The organism is Rhodococcus sp. 14-2470-1b (assembly GCF_002259415.1).
In the GTDB taxonomy this organism is placed as follows: domain Bacteria; phylum Actinomycetota; class Actinomycetes; order Mycobacteriales; family Mycobacteriaceae; genus Rhodococcoides.
This window is the reverse complement of record NZ_NPFY01000001.1, coordinates 46,478-65,444: the sequence shown is the minus strand read 5'-3', so window position 1 is coordinate 65,444 and position 18,967 is coordinate 46,478. Positions and strand designations below refer to the sequence as shown.

Below are 18,967 nucleotides of genomic sequence, written 5' to 3'. Positions count from 1 at the left end.
GGTCAACTATGCCGTACCCGGTGTTCTGCTGCTCGTTTCGCAGTCGGAGGCTGAGACGACATGTCGGTGGCGCATGATCCAATCGGTGCATGAGTACGGACAGTCGAAGCGGTACCCAGCACGGGGGTAGGCACGCTGGTGCGGCCACCCTCGTGCGGGCACCGAAGGTCGCCGTACCGCGCCGGACCTGGACGGGTTCAGCGGCGCACATGCTCACCGGGCGGACCGACGCCGTGTCCGCTGCGGTGGACGGCGCACCCGCGTGGCAACCGTGGCAGGTGATCGGTGGCCCGGGTACCGGTAAGTCCTCCCTGGTTGCGGACTATGCGGTGTCGCGGATCGTCGCCGGTGATCCGGAAGCGGTCCTCGTGCTGACTCAGTCGAAGCGCGCGGCCACCGCGATGCGTCAGCAGATCACCGGGGGATTGTTCGCCGGTGAGCACGCCGTGCGCGCAACACGGGAGCCTCTGGTACGGACGGTACATTCCTACGCTTTCGCTGTGCTGCGCCTGCAGGCGGCCATTCACGGCAACCCGCCCCCTCGGCTGCTCACCGGCGCCGAGCAGGACGCCGTCGTCCGCGAGATGCTGCGCGGTGACCTCGAAGACGGAGCCCAGGACTGGCCGGACCGATTGCGTCCCGCGCTCGGCATGGCGGGGTTCGTCACCGCGGTACGCGACCTCATGCTGCGTTCGGCAGAACGCGGGATCGGTCCGGAGGATCTGGTGAAACTGGGTCGTAAGCAAGCGCGTCCGGAGTGGGTGGCCGTCGGAAAGTTCGCCGCGCGGTACGAGCAAGCGATGCTGCTGCGCGGAGCCGTCGGAGTCGAGGCGGCAGGCGCGTCGGCCCCCGGGCTGGACGCTGCCGAACTGATCGGCAGTGCACTGATGGCGTTCGCCACCGACCCGGATCTTCTGCATTCCGAGCGCGCCCGCATCAGACACCTTGTCGTCGACGATGCGCAGCATCTGGATCCACAAGCCGCACAGTTGGTTCGGCTGATCGGTAGCCGCACGGAATCGACGGTGATCGCCGGAGACCCGGATCAATCGGTGTTCACCTTCCGCGGCGCCGATCCGTCCTTTCTGGCCGACCTCGCCGACGCCGGGTCCGAGCGACAGGTGATGCTCGACCGAAATTTCCGCAGCGCACCCGCAGTCGCTGCTCTCACCGCGAGGATCAGCGGCCGTCTACCCGGCCTGGGTCGGCACCGCGCCCCGGAGGCAGTGGCGTCCGCGCAGTACGGCGACGCCCGAGCGCTCGTGCAGGTGTTGCCGTCGGCCGCGAAGGAAGCGGCGCTGATCGCGGACACGATGCGGCGCGCGCACCTCGTCGACGGCATGCCGTGGTCTGCGATGGCTGTGGTCGTACGGTCCGTTCCCCGCGTCATCGCGCCGCTGCGCCGAGCCTTGCAGGCGGCGGGGGTCCCGATCCTGACGCCGGCGTCGGAACTTCCGCTGCATCGTCAGCACGGCGCCGTCGGTTTGCTGCTCGTGGTGCGCGCCCTGGTGGACCCGAGCTTCGACGGTGAGGATGCGCTCGCTCTGCTGTCGGGTCCGGTCGGCGGCGCGGATCCGGTGGCACTTCGACGCCTCCGACGCGGTGTCCGGCGTGTGGAGCTGGCCTCGGGCGGGGAGCGGGATTCGGCAGAGTTGCTGCGGCAGGCCATCACCGGAGTTCGATGGCACTCCGGTAGCGACGCCGACCCCGAGACGGAGCGTTCTCGGTGGATGGCCCAGTTGTCCGACGTGGAGGCGGCTCCGCTGCGCCGCGTGCTCGGTGTGGTGCGCAAGGCCAACGCCGTCGCACGTCGCGGACGCGGAGTCGAGGACGTGCTGTGGGCTGCGTGGCAGGCCTCCGGGCTCGAACGGCGGTGGTCGGCGGCGTCGGCTCGTGGAGGATCGGCCGGTGCTCAGGCGGACCGTGATCTCGATGCCGTCGTCGCCCTGTTCGACAGCGCAGCCGCTTACGTCGATCGTCTGCCGCAGGCGCGGCTCGCCGGGTTCGTCGAATACATTTCGCAACAACAGATTCCGACATCGAATAGCATGGCCGGTGCTGTCCTCAAGGATGCCGTGACCGTACTGAGCGCACACTCGGCAGCGGGCCGGGAGTGGGATCTCGTGGCTGTGGCCGGTGTGCAGGAGGGCTTGTGGCCAGGTCTTCGGGCTCGCGGCAGCCTGTTGGGAACGGAATCCCTCGTCGATCTCGCGTCCGGAATCGCCGACGACGTGACGTCGGACGGAACGTTGTCCAAGACGGCGCCTCTGCTCGCGGACGAGAGACGGTTGTTTCTGGTCGCATGCAGTCGAGCGCGGTCGACTCTGCTGGTCACTGCAGTGGACTCCTCGACGGGTGACACCGATCTGGTTCGGTCGCGCTTTCTCGACGAACTTCGAGGAAACGAGGATGCGGACGAGCTGGAGCAGGTCCCCGAGGTTCCGCAGCCTGCGGCACGAGTACTCGCACTGCCCATGTTGGTCGCCGAGCTCCGCAGAGTCGTGTGCGACGCCGATGTCGCCGAACACGACCCGCAGAAGCACGCCCGCGCGGCGCGGCAACTGGCCAGGCTGGCCGACGCCGGGGTGAAGGGTGCACACCCACGCGAGTGGTTCGGAGTTGCGGGTACCAGTACCGACGCTCCGCTGTGGACACTCGGTGACGGCCCGGTACCGCTGTCGCCGTCCACCGTGGAGCAGCTCACCACGTGCCCGCTGCGGTGGATGCTGGACCGACACGGCGGCAACGACGGCGCCAACACCCACGCGGTGACGGGAACTCTCGTGCACACTCTCGTTCAGGCGGTTGCCGGAAAAATGCCTCCGGAGCAGGTCCGACGTGCTCTCGAAACGGCCTGGGATGCGGTGGATCTCGGCTCGCAGTGGTTCTCGCGTCACGAGTTGGATCGCACCGGAGCGATGCTGGACACCTTCGAGAAATGGCTCAGTGGAACCCGAGGTGAGCTCACCGAAGCAGGTGTGGAGGTAGCAGTCGATGGTGTCCTCCCAGCGCGGACCGACGACGAACCGTCCGTAGCGCTCCGTGGACGAATCGACAGGCTCGAGCGCGACCCGGACGGTCGGCCGGTGATCATCGACGTCAAGACGGCCAAGACGGTCATGTCCAAGGAGGACGCTCGCTCCCACAATCAATTGGCCACCTACCAGGTGGCGGCCGCGGCCGGCGCCATCGAGGGAGAGCCTGCGGGCGAGCCGGGCGGAGCACGGTTGGTCTTCGTCGCCAAGGCCCACAAACAGGACGGTGCGACGCAGCGTATCCAGGAAGCTCCGACGCCGGAGAAGTTGGCCGAGTGGCGCGATACGGTTCACGCCGCGGCGTCGGCGACGCAAGGGCCGAATTTCGAGGCATTCGTGAACGACGGGTGCAGGCACTGCCCGGTGAAGTCCAGTTGCCCGGCGCAGGAAACCGGAAGGCAGGTCACCGAAAGTTGAGTACGGTCACCAAAACCGGCGCACGACTCGCACGTACCGTTCGCGACGCGCGGATCGATCCGATCGAGTTGTCTCGGGCGCTGGGGCAGAAGCATCCGCCGACAGCAGAACAGGCGGCAGTGATCTCGGCCCCGCTCGGGCCGACGCTCGTCGTCGCGGGAGCGGGAGCGGGCAAGACCGAGACCATGGCTGCGCGCGTCGTCTGGATGGTCGCCAACGAATTCGTCGACCCCGACGCCGTGCTCGGCCTCACGTTCACACGAAAGGCCGCGCAGCAGCTCACGTCGCGAATCCGGGCCCGCCTCGCGCGGCTGGCCGGATCCGACATCGTTCGAGAACTCGATCCCAGTCTCGCTCTGCGAGAACGAATTCTGAGCGGTGAGCCGGAAGTGAGTACGTACCACTCGTACGCGGGGCGGCTGTTGACCGAGCACGGACTGTTGCTCCCGATCGAGCCGTCGGCCACACTCCTGTCGGAGACCGAGCTGTGGCAGTTGGCGCATCGGGTGGTGAGCACGTGGGACGGCGACCTGGACACCGAACGCAACCCCACGTCGATCACCGAGGCGGTACTTGCGCTGTCGGGTCAGCTCGCCGAGCATCTGGTCGCGCCCGACGCCCTCCGCGGCGCGCACCTGGAGCTCGATCGACTCGTCCACACCCTCGGCCCCGGTCCCAAACAACGGGGCGGTCCGGCGAAGGCCCTGCTGGACATCGTCGATGCGCAGCACGCACGTGTTGCTTTGTTGCCACTGGTCGAACGGCTCGCCGAGACACTGCGTCGCGAGGGTGCGCTCGACTTCGGCAGTCAGATGTCGCTCGCGGCACGGGTCGCGGCTGAACACCAGGACGTGGGCAGGTCCGAACGGAGCAGGTTCCGGCTGGTACTACTCGACGAGTATCAGGACACAGGCCATGCACAGCGAGTCCTGTTGTCCTCGTTGTTCGGTCGAGGATCCGATGCGACTCTCGCCTTGACCGCGGTCGGTGATCCGATGCAGTCGATCTACGGATGGCGAGGTGCCTCGGCGGCCAATCTCCCGCGGTTCGCGACCGATTTCCCGCAGTCGAGCGGCGCACCTGCGCCCAGGCTCGAACTGCTGACCAGCTGGCGCAATCCTGCCGAAGCGCTCGAACTCGCTAATCGGATCACGACGCCGCTCCGTGAGGGGGCTGGGAGCGGAGCCGGCAGGAGCGACCGGGGGGCTGGGAGCGGAGCCGGCGGGAGCGACCCGGGGGCTGGGAGCGGAGCCGGCAGGAGCGACCCTGAGACTGGTGTGTCGGTGCCGACGCTTCGGCCGCGGCCGGGGGTGGAGCCCGGTGACGTGAGGATCGCTCTGTCGGCGACGGTGCTCGACGAGCGCGAGTGGGTCGCGGACAGCATCGCCGGGGAGTATCGAGCGGCGCTCGCCGAGGATCGGTTACCTCCGACGGCGGCGGTGTTGGTGCGTAGGAACGCCGACGCCGAACCGATTGCCGATGCGCTTCGCGCCCGGGGTCTTCCGGTCGAGGTGGTCGGACTGGGCGGCTTGCTGCACGTCCCAGAGGTCGCCGACGTCATCGCGATGCTGCGACTGGTCGCGGACCCGATGGCGGGAAGTGCAGCCATGCGTGTCCTCACCGGTTCGCGCTGGCAGATCGGTGCCGCCGACCTTCGCGCTCTGTCGCGGCGTATGCGGGAACTGGGAATTCGCTCCGGCCACGGAACATCGGGCCGAGTCGACGATGTGGCGGCGCTCGATGCCGCGCTCGAAAGTTCGTTACCGGGTGAGCATTCGGAGGACGCCGGACTGGCGGACGCCATCGCCGATCCCGGCCCGGAGGAGCGCTACTCGGAGAGCGGATTCGCGAGGATCTCCGCGCTTGCCGCCGAGGTGCATGCACTACGGGATCGAATCGGTCAGCCTCTGACGGAGCTCGTGGCCGACATCGAGCGGTCGATGGGCATCGGAATCGAAGCCCAGGCTCGTACGCCGATGTCCGCCGTCGGAGTGGTCGGCCGCGAGCACCTCGACGAATTCGCGGTTGTCGTAGCCGATTACGCGGACAATCCCAGCTCGACGGTCACCGGTTTCCTCGCCTTCCTCGCCGCGGCGGAGACCGTCGAGGACGGACTTGCACCAGGAGAGATCGAGGTGGCGCCGCACCGAGTGCAGGTACTCACCGTGCATTCGGCGAAGGGCCTCGAATGGGAGGTCGTCGCTGTCCCTCACGTGTCCAAGGGTGTTTTTCCGTCGTCGACGGCTGCATCGACCTGGCTCGGCGCGATGGCGGAGCTTCCGCCGACACTGCGCGGAGACAGATCGGTCGCCGACGACAGCGGCCAGATGTCCGAGGGCGTCCCCGTTCTGGAACTCGACGACGTGCACAATCGTAAGGACCTCTCCGACGCCATCGACCGGCACAAGGATGCGCTGGCACGTCGCAGGTTGGCCGAGGACCGCCGCCTGTTCTACGTAGCGCTCACCAGGACGGAACGGGTCCTGTTCGTCTCGGGTCACCACTGGGACGAGACGAGCAGCAAACCGCGCGGACCGTCCGACTTCCTCAGCGAGGTGCGCGCAGTCCTCGACGACGGCTCCGATCGCGGCCGCCCTGTCGGCGTCGTCGATCATTGGGACCTCGCGCCCGAGGACGGATCGGAGAATCCGCTTGCGGCCCAGCCGCATTCTGCCCTGTGGCCACGGGATCCGCTGGGAAGGCGCCGCGACGCCGTGGAGCGGGGTGCGAGGGCGGTCCTGAGCGTGGACACGTCGCAGCCTTCCTACCACGACGACGTTTCCGATCCGGCGAACAGTGCAGATCTGGAGAACAGTGCAGATCTGGAGAACAGTGCAGATCCGGAGAACTGGGCTGCCGACGTCGATGCTCTGCTCGCCGAACGGGAGGAGCGCATGCACACCAGGGTGGATGTGGAGTTGCCGCACAACCTCTCGGTGAGTCAGCTCGTCGATCTGGCCGCGGATCCGGACGCGTTGGCGTCGAGACTTCGTCGACCGTTGCCGTTTCCTCCCAACCCTCTGGCTCGTCGGGGAACGGCGTTCCACGCCTGGATCGAACGGCGCTTCGGGGCGACGAGGTTGTTGGATCTCGACGAGCTGCCGGGTTCGGCGGACACCGGCGCCTCCGCCGATGTCGATCTCGAGACGTTGCAGCAGGCGTTCCTGGAATCCGATTGGTCTCTTCGTAGCCCGATCGAAGTCGAGGTCCCGTTCGAGACGTCCGTTGCCGGGACGGTACTGCGAGGCCGGATCGATGCGGTGTTCGCAGACTCGGACGGTGGATGGACCGTCATCGACTGGAAGACGGGTAAGGAGCCGACCGCAAGCGAGGAGAAGTCGGTGGTCATGCAGCTCGCTGCGTATCGCATCGCGTGGGCCGAACTGATGTCCGCGTCGACTGCGGAGGCCGTTCCTCTGGATCGTGTGCGTGCAGCGTTCCATTACGTGCGCAGTGGCCGGACCATCGCACCGACCGATCTGCCCGACGCCCGGCAACTCGCGACCCTCATCGACGGGACCCAGGACATCGAGTTCAGCGGGGGATCGTGAGGGTCACCCCAGTCGTCGCACCTTCAAGGCTTCGGTCACCAACGGAATCTGCAACGGAAGACGCGCCAGCACAGCAGCTTTGACCATGGGGGAGGTCTTGGGGTTGCTCACGAACCTGCGCGCCAGGTCGATGTTGGCGGGAAACACCGCGACGAAGAGCGCTGCGGCAAGCCCGCCGCCGAGGCGCCGTGTCGCCGGAACGGCCAATGCACCGGCCACGGCGAGCTCGGCGATCCCCGACACCTGCGTGTACGTGCGAGCCTTGCCCGGAAGAGCGCGAGGCACCTGCATGTCGAAGAACTGGGGGGTGGCGAAGTGGAGGATTCCCGCGCCGCCCAGAAGTACGGCGAGTCGTGCGGCCGGGGCGTGACTCGTGCGCTGTGTCATGGCTACACCGTGCCATAACCGGCAGGAAAGAAGGTCGACGCGTCGACACCGGCGGAACCCGGGTTTGGGGTTAGGCTGCGAGCCGGACCGTTGAGGCGAACGAACGGACTGCGACGAGTGCAGGTGCGACGAGAGCAGAGAAGGAAACGTGGCTGGTAGATTGCGTGCCCGCTTGAGTGCGGGCGACACGCTGACCGACAAGCCGGACTTCGCGTTGGTGGGTGTTCTGCGGGTTCCCGAGTTGCAGAGCAGCCCGTGGCGCGCGATCTATCGGCGCATCCTCATCGCACTCGCGGCTCTGCTGTTGGCCGCGGTGATCGTGTACCTGGACCGCGACGGGTATCGGGACGCTCAAGACAACGAATTGTCCTTCCTCGACGCGCTGTATTACGCGACGGTCTCGTTGTCCACGACCGGATACGGCGACATCACCCCCATCGCGCCATCGGCTCGTCTCGTCAACATTCTGGTGATCACACCACTTCGAATCTTCTTCCTCATCTTGTTGGTCGGCACGACGCTCGCGGTTCTGACCGAGCGTTCCCGGCAGGCATTCAAAATTCAGCGATGGAGGCGCAGCGTGCGCAATCACACCGTGGTCATCGGTTTCGGAACCAAGGGCCGCACGGCGGTCGACGCCATGCTCGGGGACGGTGTTCCTGCGTCGGAGATCGTCGTCGTGGACACGGACCAGACGGTCCTGGATTCCGCGTCCAACATGGGGCTCGTTACAGTGCACGGTTCCGCGACCAAGTCGGACGTGTTGCGATTGACCGGCGCACAGCACGCCGCAGCGATCATCGTCGCGACCAACCGCGACGACACCGCAGTTCTGGTGACACTCACCGCGCGAGAGATCGCGCCGAAGGCCAAGATCGTCGCGTCGGTGCGAGAGGCCGAGAACACTCATTTGGTTCGGCAGTCGGGTGCGGACTCGGTGGTGGTGTCCTCGGAGACTGCAGGACGTCTGCTCGGCATCGCTACCTCGACGCCGAGCGTGGTGGAGATGATCGAGGATCTCCTGACGCCGGAGGCCGGATTCGCTGTCGCCGAGCGCGAAGTCGAGCGCGACGAGGTGGGTGGATCGCCGCGGCACCTCACCGACATCGTGTTGGGCGTCGTGCGCGGAGGCAAGCTGTACCGCGTCGGATCGCCCGAGGTCGACGCCGTCGAGGCATCGGATCGCCTGCTGTACATCCGCCGCGTTGGGGAGTGAACGCGCGCACAATCGAGTCCACGCGGTCGGACGAGCGTCTGCGTGGGCGCAGTAGGGTCTAGAGGTGCCACGATTCGAACTCGCCTCTCCACCGCTGTTGTCCCGCTCGCCACTCGACCGAGCCGAGGAACTTCGAAAGGACACTGACGCGCTGCGTAGCGGTTGGCCGACGGCGAAGGTGCTGCAGGTCGATCACCGCGGCAGGCTCCGGGTCGAGGGTGACTCCCTGGTGTACGTCGATGCGACGGACCTCGGTGCGGAACCCGCGCTGGACGCCGTGTTTCTGGGCATCGACGACGGACGTCACCTGTGGGCGCAGCGCGTCGGTGCACTGACCGGCGAGCTGGGGGACCTACGCACCATCGGTGAGCGTCTGGACGCGACCCAGCTGTCCATCCTGACGAGCGCGCTCGCGATCCTGAACTGGCACGCGAGTGCAAGCTTCAGCGCGCTCGACGGCGCAGCGACGACTCCGTCGGCGGCCGGGTGGTCGCGGGTCAGCACGTCCAACGGTCACGAGGAGTTTCCCCGCACCGATCCCGCGGTCATCTGCCTCGTGCACGACGGAGCAGACAAGGTCCTCCTGGCCCGGGCTCCCGCGTGGCCCGAGCGTCGATTCTCGGTCCTCGCGGGCTTCGTCGAAGCGGGTGAATCGCTCGAGACCTGCGTCCTGCGGGAGATCCGCGAGGAAGTCGGCATCACCGTCGCCGACATCACGTACCTCGGCAGTCAGCCGTGGCCGTTTCCGCGGTCGGTGATGATCGGATTCTCTGCCGTCGCCGATCCAGAGGTTCCGCTGAACTTCCTCGACGGTGAGATCGCCGAGGCGCACTGGTTCGAGCGCAGCGAGGTGCGAGCGGCTCTCGAAGTCGGCGACTGGGCCGCCGATTCCGATTCACGTCTTCTGTTGCCCGGCTCGATCTCGATCGCCCGAGGCATGCTCGAAGCGTGGGCGGGTTCCGCCGGTTAGGTTGTGCAGCGTCGTCACCGCGTCCGACCCGCCACGGGTGGCATCAGAGTCCGAGTGCGCTCTTGACCGCGGCGAGTGACGGGTTGGTCGCGGTCGAGCCGTCGGCGTAGAGAACCGTCGGCACGACGTGGTTGCCGCCGTTGACGCTGCCGACGAACTCGGCGGATTTCGGATCCTCTTCGATGTCGATCTCGGCGTACGCGATGCCGGCTTCGTCGAGCTGGGTCTTCAGACGCCTGCAGTAACCGCACCACGTCGTGGAGTAGACGGTCAATGCCGCGGGGGACTCGGGTACTGCGTTCTCGGTGGTAGTCACGACACGATTCAACACCGATGCCGAATGTGTTGTTCCGTCGGTCGAGTGAGCACCGGCGGAGCAGGCGGCGGCAGGCGGGATGACGGGTGTGTCGGCACCCCCTGACAAGATGGAGACCATGTCTGTGGATTCGATGACCGCCGGGTTGGATCCCGAACAGTCGGCCGCGGTCGCGGCCCCACGAGGCCCCGTCTGCGTTCTCGCCGGCGCGGGTACCGGCAAGACGAGGACTATCACGAGGCGCATCGCACACCTCGTCGACGCCGGTCACGTGTCGGCTGGGCAAGTCCTCGCAGTGACGTTCACGGCGAGGGCCGCGGGGGAGATGCGCGGCCGACTGAGAGAACTGGGCGTCGGCGGTGAGGGACCGTCCGTGCAGGCCCGCACGTTCCACGCTGCCGCGCTGAGGCAGCTGAAGTACTTCTGGCCGCAGGTGGTCGGGGACACGGGCTGGCAACTTCTGGATCGCAAGTTCGCGTTGGTGAGTCAATCTGCGCACCGCGCAGGAGTGTCCACGTCGACGGACTCCGTTCGCGATCTGGCCGGTGAGATCGAGTGGGCGAAGGGTTCGTTGATCGCGCCCGAGGACTACCCGGCGGTGGCCGCGCGGCTGCGCCGGGAGGTGCCGATGGATGCTGCGAAGGTCGCGTCGGTCTACGCCGGGTACGAGGACTTGAAGTCGCACGGCGGTGACGGAATGCTGCTGGATTTCGACGACCTGCTGCTGCACACCGCCGCGGCGCTCGAAGAGCATTCTGCGGTCGCCGACGAGTTCCGTGAGCGGTACCGCTGCTTCGTGGTGGACGAGTACCAGGACGTGACGCCTCTGCAGCAGCGGGTGCTCGACGCCTGGCTCGGCGAGCGTGACGACCTGACGGTCGTCGGTGATGCGAATCAGACGATCTACTCGTTCACCGGCGCGACACCGCGTTACCTGCTCGATTTCTCGAGACGCTTTCCCGACGCCACCGTCGTGCGTCTCGAGCGTGACTACCGATCGACTCCCGAGGTGGTGTCGCTCGCCAACCGGGTGATCGGTGCAGCGCGCGGGCGGATCGCCGGGACTCGGCTGCAGTTGATCGGGCAACGGCCGGCAGGCCCAGAACCGGAGTTCTTCGAGTACGACGACGAGCCGGCCGAGGCCGACGGTGTCGCTCGGGCAATCAAGAGGTTGATCGGCAAGGGCGTCGCGCCGGCGGAGATTGCGGTGCTCTACCGCATCAACGCGCAATCGGAGGCGCACGAGCAGGCTCTGACGGAGTTGCAGATTCCGTACCAGGTCCGTGGCGGCGAAGGGTTCTTCAACAGACCTGAAGTGCGGCAGGGTATTTCGGCTCTTCGTAGCGCCGCCGGGAGGGAGGATCTGCCGGACGAGTCCAAGTACGGCGACGGCCTGCCGTCGCTTGTGCGCGCTGTACTGGCGCCGCTCGGTTTGACGTCGACGGAGCCGACGGGTGCGCAGGCGCGGGAGAAGTGGGCATCGCTCGGCGGGCTGGTACAGGTCACCGAAGAATTGTTGGCGCAGGATCCGGCTCTGGATCTGGATCGTCTGCTCGGGGAACTGGCGGCCCGCGCCGAGGCGCGGCATCCACCGGTCGTCCAGGGTGTGACGTTGGCGTCGCTGCATGCAGCGAAGGGTCTCGAGTGGGACGCTGTCTTCATCGTCGGACTCGCCGACGGCACGCTGCCCATTTCGCATGCGCTCGGCAGCGACCCGAGTGCCAACAACGACGCCGCGATCGAAGAGGAACGGCGGTTGCTGTACGTCGGCGTCACTCGTGCGCGTGAGCATCTGCATCTGTCCTGGGCGCTCGCGCGCAACGAGGGCGGTCGCAAATCCAGGCGTCGGTCGCGTTTTCTCAACGGATTGATTCCCGAGGATTCACCCGCATCACGCATCGCCACTCCGACGACCAAGAAGTCCGGACCCAAGTGCAGGTTGTGCGGCAAACCGTTGATCGGAACGGCGGCGACCATGCTCGGTCGCTGCGAAAGTCACCCGACGGACGTCGACGTCGCTCTGCTCGATGCATTGAAGGCATGGAGGTTGTACAAATCGCGGGAGCTGAAAGTGCCTGCCTACGTTGTCTTCAGCGATACGACGCTGACGGCCATCGCGGAGCAGCAACCACAGGACGACCGCGGTCTCGTGGCCATTCCCGGGATCGGCGCGAAGAAGTTGGAACGTTTCGGTGAGGACGTCCTGACCGTTGTGCGGGAATCATCGACCAACTGATGTAAAACCGCAGGTAGAAAATAACTTGTGCAGTTTCGACCAACAGGTTTAGTCTGTTTTCACCGCTCGCGGGAGACCGCGTGCCACACACATCGTCCGCAATCGATTCGCAAGTAGGAGGTGGAGAACATGAAGATTTTCAATTCGATCGTCACGAGCGCTGTCGCACCCGCGACCGACGCACGGCTGATGCACGTCCTCGGTAACTCCGCTCACTTCTCTTCCGCGTCGACGGGCGGGGCAGTGCGCGTCGCCGGAGCGCATCAGCTCGCGGCCGACGCAGTCTGCGCACGAGCAGCAGTCGTCCCAGCAGCTGCAGCGGCCGAAGCATTTGCCGCCCAGTGGTTCGCCGCCAAGGCGTCCCCCGCAGCACGCCGTCGCCGTACGGCAGTGGTGTCCGTGGTCGAAAGTCGATATCGAGAGAAATCTCGGTAGAGCTTTCGACTTGCCTTTCAGGCCACGGACCCGCATACGCGGACCGTGGCCTTTTTCGTTCGATGAGTCCCCTCGAATTCGAACTTCTCGGCCCGACCGGTTCGCTCAGATACCGAACAACCGTAAACACGCCGCACGAAAAGTAGAGGAGACCGACGTGTCAACCGCCACGATCCGGACGACATGCCGATACGAACGATCCGAACATGTTGCAGCCGAGCGATACTCGGCCACGCACCTCGGTGACGAGGCGACCCCGATCAGCGAGACCTCATCGTCGAACACCCTGAGTGCCGTGACGCTCGGTGACGAAGTGCCGTGCCGTGTGGCCGATCCGGATCTCTGGTTCGCCGAGACACCAGGAGAATTGGAGCGAGCAAAGGCGCTGTGCGCCGAATGTCCTGTTCGGCGCACGTGTTTGAGTGCCGCACTGGACCGTGCCGAGCCCTGGGGAGTATGGGGAGGTGAGATTCTCGATCAGGGAGTCGTCATCGCTCGGAAGCGCCCGCGTGGACGGCCGCGAAAGCAGCAGGTCGCGTGAAGTCCGATACGGCGGCCGTCGTACCCGCCCGGTTCTCGGACGAGACCGATCAGGTCTCGTCCGAGAACCCCGGCATCCACTCCGTCAGAATGGCCATGTACGGCGCATAGGCATCCAATTGCGCACAGATGCCGACGAGTCCGCCCAGCACCCTGAAGATCATGACCTGCTCGGCAGGCATGTTGAGCGCCCGTGCGGTCTTGAACTGCGCACTGTCGAATTCAGTTGCTGTACCGGCAGCTTTCTGCAGCCACGACCTGGTGAAGTGGAAGGAATCGGTCCGGATCGGATCGGTGAACGGACGTAGATAGTCGGCTATCTCCCTCGCTGTCACCGTTCTACCTGGGATCACGAACCCACTGACCGTACAGAGTTCGACCAATTCGTCGAACTTCTCTTCGCGTGCCAGCCTGACCATCCTGCCCAGCACCGGCGGGAGACCGTCCGGCATCGGCGCAGTGGCCCCGAAGTCGATCACACCGAGCCGTCCGTCGGGAAGCATCATGAAATTACCAGGATGCGGGTCGGCGTGCAGGAGACCGGCGAGTGCAGGCGCAGCGAACGCGAAGAGGACCAGAAGCTCACCGGCAGCATTGCGTTGCTCGACGGAACCGTCGGCGATGATCGATGACAACGAGGTCCCGGACATCCACTCGGTGACCAGAACCTTGGGCGCACTCGCCACCACCCGCGGCACAGCGAACCGGCTGTCGCCGTCGAACGTCGACGCGAACTTGCGTTGGCTTGCCGCCTCGATCCGGTAATCCAGTTCGTCCTCCGTCCGGGCGATCAACTCGTCGAGGACCGGCTTGACGTCGGCCCCGGTGAAAATCGCACTGAAGGTGTTGGCAAACCGCGACATCGTCTTCAGATCGGCGCGGAGCGCGTCGTCTGCGCCTGGATACTGCACCTTCACAGCGACGTCTCGGCCGTCGGACCACACTGCGCGGTGCACTTGCCCGATGCTCGCCGAGGCGACCGGAGTGTCGTCGAACGACGCGAACCGCGACCGCCAGGCGGTGCCCAGCTGCCTGTCGAGTACGCGGTGCACCTTTGCGGCGGGGAGCGGCGGTGCGTCTGCCTGCAGCTTGGTGAGAGCCTCCCGGTACGGTTCGGCGAATTCCTCCGGCACGGCGGCTTCCATCACGGACAGCGCCTGCCCGAATTTCATCGCACCGCCCTTGAGCTCGCCGAGGACCGCGAACAATTGCTCGGCAGCTTTGGCGGCAAGATCGGAGTCGATCTCCTGGCGGTTCCCCCCGGCCAACTTCTTTCCGAAACCGACTGCAGCCCGACCGGCGATACCGATCGGAATGCGCGCGAGTTTGGCTGTCCGGGCCGAACCCCGGCGTGGAATGTCTGGCACGCCTCCATCATGTCGGACGAGACGACATTCTGCCGAGACTGCAGGCCACAGCGCCTGTGTTCGCGTCGTTCGTCACACGGCACAATCGCAGTGCGGATGACGAGTCCACCGACGCCGTTCGATGATGTGCGAACCGAGGTCGATCTCGACGGTCGTGTCGATCAACGACGGTCGACGGGTGCGGACGAACTCGTGTATCTGTCCGAGAACGACCGCCGCAGCTGCCAGGACGGTGGGTTTGTCCGCATGCCCGACGCTGCCGAGAAGCTGCGCGGAGATGTGCGGCCACTGTGGGTCGAGTCCGCCTCTGATCAGGTCGGCGCAGCGTAGACAACTCGTCTTCCCTGGAATGACGAACGGGCCGACCACGCCCGTGCCGTCGCGCAACCGAACCTGCACGTGCGGTGTTCTGGCGCGAACAAGTTCGGTCACGAGATGCGGATCGGGGGCCAAATTGTCCGTGAGTACCGCGACATCACCGGTCGTGATGGCAGTGCCTGCGACCTTGCCCGCCCCAGACGTGGAACGTCGAACCGTGATCGAGGACGACGTCGGGAGGACCGCGACGACCGCGTCGGCCAGCGGCCCGCGTCCGACGACGTGCACCACGGTCCGCGTTGCTCCCTCGGGAACGTGAGGCGTCGAATGCCCTTCGACCAACAGTTCTGCCTCGACGAGCTCGGCCAGCAGTGTGGACATCGCATTGGCTGACATCCCGACGGTGCCCGCGTACCAGATCGTGTGCGCTCTCGAATGAACTCCGTCGAGCCGACGCAGTAGATCGACGAGAACGTCGTAGTCGACGCCCGGCGGAGGTGTGACGACGAACGACCGATCCGGATTCCACCCGAGCCGAATCGTGCCGTCCCGTTGGGAGAACACCGGCACGTCGAGTCTGGGCCGCCGCAGCATCGGAACCGGCTGGGGAGGGTGGGGTGGTTCGTGGGCGGACATAAACGCAGAGTCGCACACGACGCATCCCCGGCGACGGCGCCGAGGACGGGTTATCCACAGGCCGGCAGACTCCTCACCAGCGTGATCGAAACAAAACGAGGGATACGCCGAAAATTTCGGCGAACCCCTCGTCGACCGTGTATTCGGTATCAGCCGGCGCTGCCGGTGTCCCCGTCCTTCTTGTCTGCGTCGTTGGCGTCTGTCTCGTCCGACTTGTTCTTGGCTGCTCGTTCCTGAGCTTCCATGGCTTCGAGCTGGGCTATGGGGTCGTCGAAGGAGCTGGAACCTCCGCCGATGACACCGTCGACGAACCCGGCCGGGTCGTCCAGATCGGACGACACCGGCAGGAGGTCCGGGTGAGCCCAGACGCCGTCGCGTCCCTCGATTCCTGCGGCTGTGGTGAGTCGACGCCACAGATCGCCTGCTTCGCGAACCTTGCGTGGACGAAGTTCGAGACCGACGAGCGTCGCGAACGTCTGCTCGGCCGGTCCACCGGATGCCCGTCGGCGACGAATCGTCTCCGCGAGTGCCACGGCACCGGGCAACCTTTCCCCGAGGGCTTCGGAGACGACCGTCTCCACCCAACCCTCGACGAGGGCGAGCAGAGTCTCGAGTCGCTCGAGCGCCTGCTTCTGTTCGGGAGTCGTCTGCGGCTCGAACGCACCCTGCTGCAGTATCTCCTCGATCTTCGACGGATCGGTCAGCGACGCCGGGTCGAGGCCCGACGCGGCTTCCTCGATGGCCGAGAAGTCCATCCGGATACCGCGTGCGTACTCTTCGACCGTCGCCAAGACGCGCTGACGAAGCCACGGAACGTGGCTGTAGAGGCGCTGGTGCGCAGCTTCGCGAGCCGCGAGGAACACGAGAACCTCACGTTCGGGCTGCTCCAAACCTTCGGTGAACGCCGTGATGGACTCGGGGAGAAGGGCGGACACTCCGCTCGGTCCGAGGGGAATTCCGATGTCGGTCGACGTCAGAACCTCCTTGGACAGCTGCCCCAACGCCTGGCCGAGCTGGGAACCGAACGCCATGCCGCCCATCTGCGTGAGCATCCCCATCATCGGTCCTGCCATCTGCTGCGCCTCGGCAGGCAGACCGGCGGTCCACATTCCGGAAATCTGCTCGGCGACCGGATCGCACAGCCTCTTCCAGGTGTCGATCGTGTTCTCCAACCAGTCGACCGGAGTCCACGCCAGCGTCTTGGACGCACCAGCGGGGAGCGTGGTCGCGCCGTCGAGCCACAGTTCCGCGAGATGAGCGGCCTCGGAAACCGCGTCGGCCTTGCCCTTGCCGACGGGAGCGAAGTCTCCGATCTGCTGGCGTGCCAACTGCTTGGCCAGGTCGTAATTGACCGGGCCCGCGGCGGAGCCCCCGGCACCGGGCGCACCCATGCCGCTCAACATCTGCCCGAACTGGGTGAGCATCTGCCCCAGGGCCGCAGGATCGAAACCCTCGGTGCCGAAGCCGAAACCGCCGGGATTGCCGCCGGAGCCGTCGCCACCGCTCTGATCCTTCTTCTTGTCCGGATCCTCGTCGGAGCCCTGAAAACCGAAATTGCTCATAAGTCAACGGTACAAGGCGAGGGCGCGAACAGCACCGCTGGTGATCACGCTTACGGCGAACGCCGTCAGAGGAGCCGTGAGTGGAGCCTGCGGAATGAACCAGGAGGCCGTGAGTGGAGCCTGCGGAATGAACCAGGAGGCCGTGAGTGGAGCCTGCGGAATGAACCGTGACTTGTTCGGACGGGGGTCTCACATCGTCGTCACAGTCGGCGGATCTATGTTTGTCGGGTGAATCGTCGGATTGCCACTCTTGTCGCCGCCCTCGTACCGGTTGTCGTGCTCGGCGTGGTCGGCACCGTCGTCACGGTTCCGTTCGCTGCGCTCGGACCAGGACCGACGTACAACACCCTCGGTGATGCGGACGGGGTTCCCGTGGTGCAGATCGACGGGACGGATGTCGATCCCACCACGGGGCATCTGAACATGACCACGGTGGCGGTCCGTGATCAGCTGAACATCTTCGAAGCGCTCGGATACTGGGCGAGTGGACGGCAAGGACTCGTTCCGCGCGAGGAGGTGTATCCGCCGAACAAGACGAAAGAAGAGGTCCAGGAAGGCAATCAGGCCGATTTCGAACAGTCCGAGAACAGTGCTCAGCTCGCGGCGCTGCACCATCTGGGACTGCCCGTCGTTCTCGTCGTCGGTTCGGTGGCGCCCGACGGTCCCGCCGCAGGCCTGTTGAACGAAGGTGAGCGACTCGTGTCGGTGGCGGGTGCGCCCGTCGATTCGGTCAGCGCTGTCCGCGAGTCGGTCAGTGCTCGCTCACCGGGCGAGTCCATCGACATCGTCGTGGAGAAGGACGGTGTCACCAGAACCGAGTCGGTGGTGCTCGGTTCCCGTCCCGACGACGCGGAGTCCGGGTACCTCGGGGTGACGCCCACCGAGGAGCCCGACGTTCCGTTCTCGGTCACGTTCAACCTGGCCGACGTGGGCGGGCCCTCGGCCGGTCTGATGTTCAGCCTCGCCGTCGTGGACAAGCTGAGTCCCGGCGAGCTCAGCAACGGCGATTTCGTCGCCGGTACCGGCACCATCGATTCGGCCGGAGCAGTCGGGCCGATCGGCGGCATTCCGTACAAGCTGATCGCCGCGCGCGAGGCCGGGGCGACGACGTTTCTGGTGCCGTCCCAAAACTGCGACGAGGCGTCGCAGAACGTTCCTGCCGGACTTCGTCTGGTCAAGGTCGATTCCCTCGACGGAGCCATCGACTCGCTCGATGCCCTCGGCCGCGGCGACGACGCGCCGAGTTGCTGACGAACCGGGGTCAGTCGTCCTCGACGAGGTCGAATGTCGCGTGCAGGGCAGCGACGATGCCGGGTGCAAGACCCTCGTACAGCAGGAGCTCCACGGGGGCGAACGGATCTGCGTCCTCGTCGGGCTGCAACTGCAGAAGAGTCAAGGACGGCCCGTCCTTGAGAACGGCTGCGATGAGCCTGCCGTCCTTGCGGTCGGGATGCGCATGGGCGGCGGCGCGGGCCGCGTCGTCCGCTGCGTCGCGGTCGGCGAGGAGAGGAACCAGTGCGTCGTCGAGTGCCGACTCCGCGGTGGGAGGCAGTACGACGATCTCCTGCACCAGCGCGCACCCGACGACACCGTCCGGCCACGTTGTGGTGGCCAGAAATTCGTCGAGCGCAGGTGACCCGCCGGTGATGTCCTCGGGTAGCGAGTGCTGCTGGATCGGGGTGAGCAACGCACCGTCGGCGAGGTCGTCGAGCAGTCCGGGTTCCGCGGCCGCCAGGAGTTCGGTGGGTACCAGCGCGAACAGCTGGGGGACCTGACCCCAGCCTTCGCCGTCCACGAAGTCGGCGACCTCGCGCGCGCACCGCCCGAGAGCGGCACCGAGGGCATCGTTGTCGGCGTTGGGTTCCACGCCGTCACGGAACAGGTCGTCGCTGAAATCGCTCACCCGCTCATCTTCCCATTCCGCTGTTCGGCCGTCGCCGACCCATGGTCCGCGCGCGCAGGACGAAGGGGTGTCAGCGGC

General features: G+C 66.1%; 14 protein-coding genes. 8 read left to right on the top strand and 6 right to left on the bottom strand.

Going from position 1 to position 18,967, the window contains the following annotated elements; all coding sequences use genetic code 11:
• Positions 1-89 precede the first annotated feature (89 nt).
• Together CH293_RS00320 and CH293_RS00315 are read left to right on the top strand one after the other, a co-directional pair.
• Entirely contained in the window at positions 90-3,452 is a 3,363-nt protein-coding gene (locus tag CH293_RS00320; protein ID WP_094719036.1) for an ATP-dependent DNA helicase, read from the top strand.
• Entirely contained in the window at positions 3,449-7,003 is a 3,555-nt protein-coding gene (locus tag CH293_RS00315) for an ATP-dependent DNA helicase (RefSeq protein WP_094719102.1), read from the top strand. Before CH293_RS00320 ends, CH293_RS00315 begins: the two co-directional genes overlap by 4 nt.
• A 3-nt stretch (positions 7,004-7,006) precedes the next feature.
• On the opposite strand, the gene CH293_RS00310 is transcribed toward CH293_RS00315, so the two are convergent.
• Positions 7,007-7,390, bottom strand: coding sequence for a membrane protein (locus CH293_RS00310; RefSeq protein WP_037111091.1), 384 nt, complete (start codon positions 7,388-7,390; stop codon positions 7,007-7,009).
• 148 nt (positions 7,391-7,538) lie between these two features.
• Between CH293_RS00310 and CH293_RS00305 the strand changes: the two genes are divergently transcribed.
• On the top strand, positions 7,539-8,606 hold the full coding sequence (locus CH293_RS00305) for a TrkA family potassium uptake protein (RefSeq protein WP_026347941.1): 1,068 nt from the start codon (positions 7,539-7,541) through the stop codon (positions 8,604-8,606).
• 64 nt (positions 8,607-8,670) lie between these two features.
• Complete coding sequence (nudC, locus tag CH293_RS00300; protein ID WP_094719035.1) at positions 8,671-9,576, top strand: NAD(+) diphosphatase; 906 nt, start codon at positions 8,671-8,673, stop codon at positions 9,574-9,576.
• 43 nt (positions 9,577-9,619) lie between these two features.
• On the opposite strand, the gene CH293_RS00295 is transcribed toward nudC, so the two are convergent.
• The gene (locus CH293_RS00295) at positions 9,620-9,892 is read right to left on the bottom strand and encodes a mycoredoxin (protein ID WP_052059337.1); all 273 of its coding nucleotides are present in this window, start codon (positions 9,890-9,892) and stop codon (positions 9,620-9,622) included.
• A gap of 109 nt (positions 9,893-10,001) precedes the next feature.
• Between CH293_RS00295 and CH293_RS00290 the strand changes: the two genes are divergently transcribed.
• The 3 genes from CH293_RS00290 (at position 10,002) to CH293_RS28040 (ending at position 13,104) form a co-directional block, all read left to right on the top strand.
• Positions 10,002-12,128 (top strand): ATP-dependent DNA helicase UvrD2, encoded by a 2,127-nt coding sequence (locus CH293_RS00290; RefSeq protein ID WP_094719034.1) that lies wholly within the window; start codon positions 10,002-10,004, stop codon positions 12,126-12,128.
• A gap of 129 nt (positions 12,129-12,257) precedes the next feature.
• Positions 12,258-12,563 carry a hypothetical protein gene (locus CH293_RS00285; RefSeq protein WP_255122636.1) on the top strand — a complete coding sequence of 102 codons (306 nt, stop codon included), beginning with the start codon at positions 12,258-12,260 and terminating at the stop codon, positions 12,561-12,563.
• Positions 12,564-12,822: 259 nt separating this feature from the next.
• Positions 12,823-13,104, top strand: coding sequence for a WhiB family transcriptional regulator (locus CH293_RS28040; RefSeq protein ID WP_303396206.1), 282 nt, complete (start codon positions 12,823-12,825; stop codon positions 13,102-13,104).
• A 49-nt stretch (positions 13,105-13,153) separates the two neighbouring features.
• Here the strand turns inward: CH293_RS28040 and CH293_RS00275 are convergent, their stop codons facing one another.
• The 3 genes from CH293_RS00275 to CH293_RS00265 all read right to left on the bottom strand — a co-directional run bounded on the left by CH293_RS00275 (position 13,154) and on the right by CH293_RS00265 (position 16,986).
• Positions 13,154-14,470 carry an AarF/ABC1/UbiB kinase family protein gene (locus CH293_RS00275; RefSeq protein ID WP_094719031.1) on the bottom strand — a complete coding sequence of 439 codons (1,317 nt, stop codon included), beginning with the start codon at positions 14,468-14,470 and terminating at the stop codon, positions 13,154-13,156.
• Between the two features lie 72 nt (positions 14,471-14,542).
• Positions 14,543-15,424, bottom strand: a complete 882-nt coding sequence (locus CH293_RS00270) for a hypothetical protein (protein ID WP_080733016.1) — start codon at positions 15,422-15,424, stop codon at positions 14,543-14,545.
• 149 nt (positions 15,425-15,573) lie between these two features.
• Positions 15,574-16,986, bottom strand: a complete 1,413-nt coding sequence (locus tag CH293_RS00265; protein WP_094719030.1) for a zinc-dependent metalloprotease — start codon at positions 16,984-16,986, stop codon at positions 15,574-15,576.
• Positions 16,987-17,214: 228 nt separating this feature from the next.
• On the opposite strand from CH293_RS00265, the gene CH293_RS00260 reads away from it, so the two are divergent.
• Positions 17,215-18,237 carry a PDZ domain-containing protein gene (locus CH293_RS00260; RefSeq protein WP_094719029.1) on the top strand — a complete coding sequence of 341 codons (1,023 nt, stop codon included), beginning with the start codon at positions 17,215-17,217 and terminating at the stop codon, positions 18,235-18,237.
• Positions 18,238-18,247: 10 nt separating this feature from the next.
• Here CH293_RS00260 and CH293_RS00255 read toward each other — a convergent pair whose 3' ends face one another.
• On the bottom strand, positions 18,248-18,853 hold the full coding sequence (locus CH293_RS00255) for a PPA1309 family protein (RefSeq protein WP_170947479.1): 606 nt from the start codon (positions 18,851-18,853) through the stop codon (positions 18,248-18,250).
• Between the last annotated feature and the right edge of the window lie 114 nt (positions 18,854-18,967).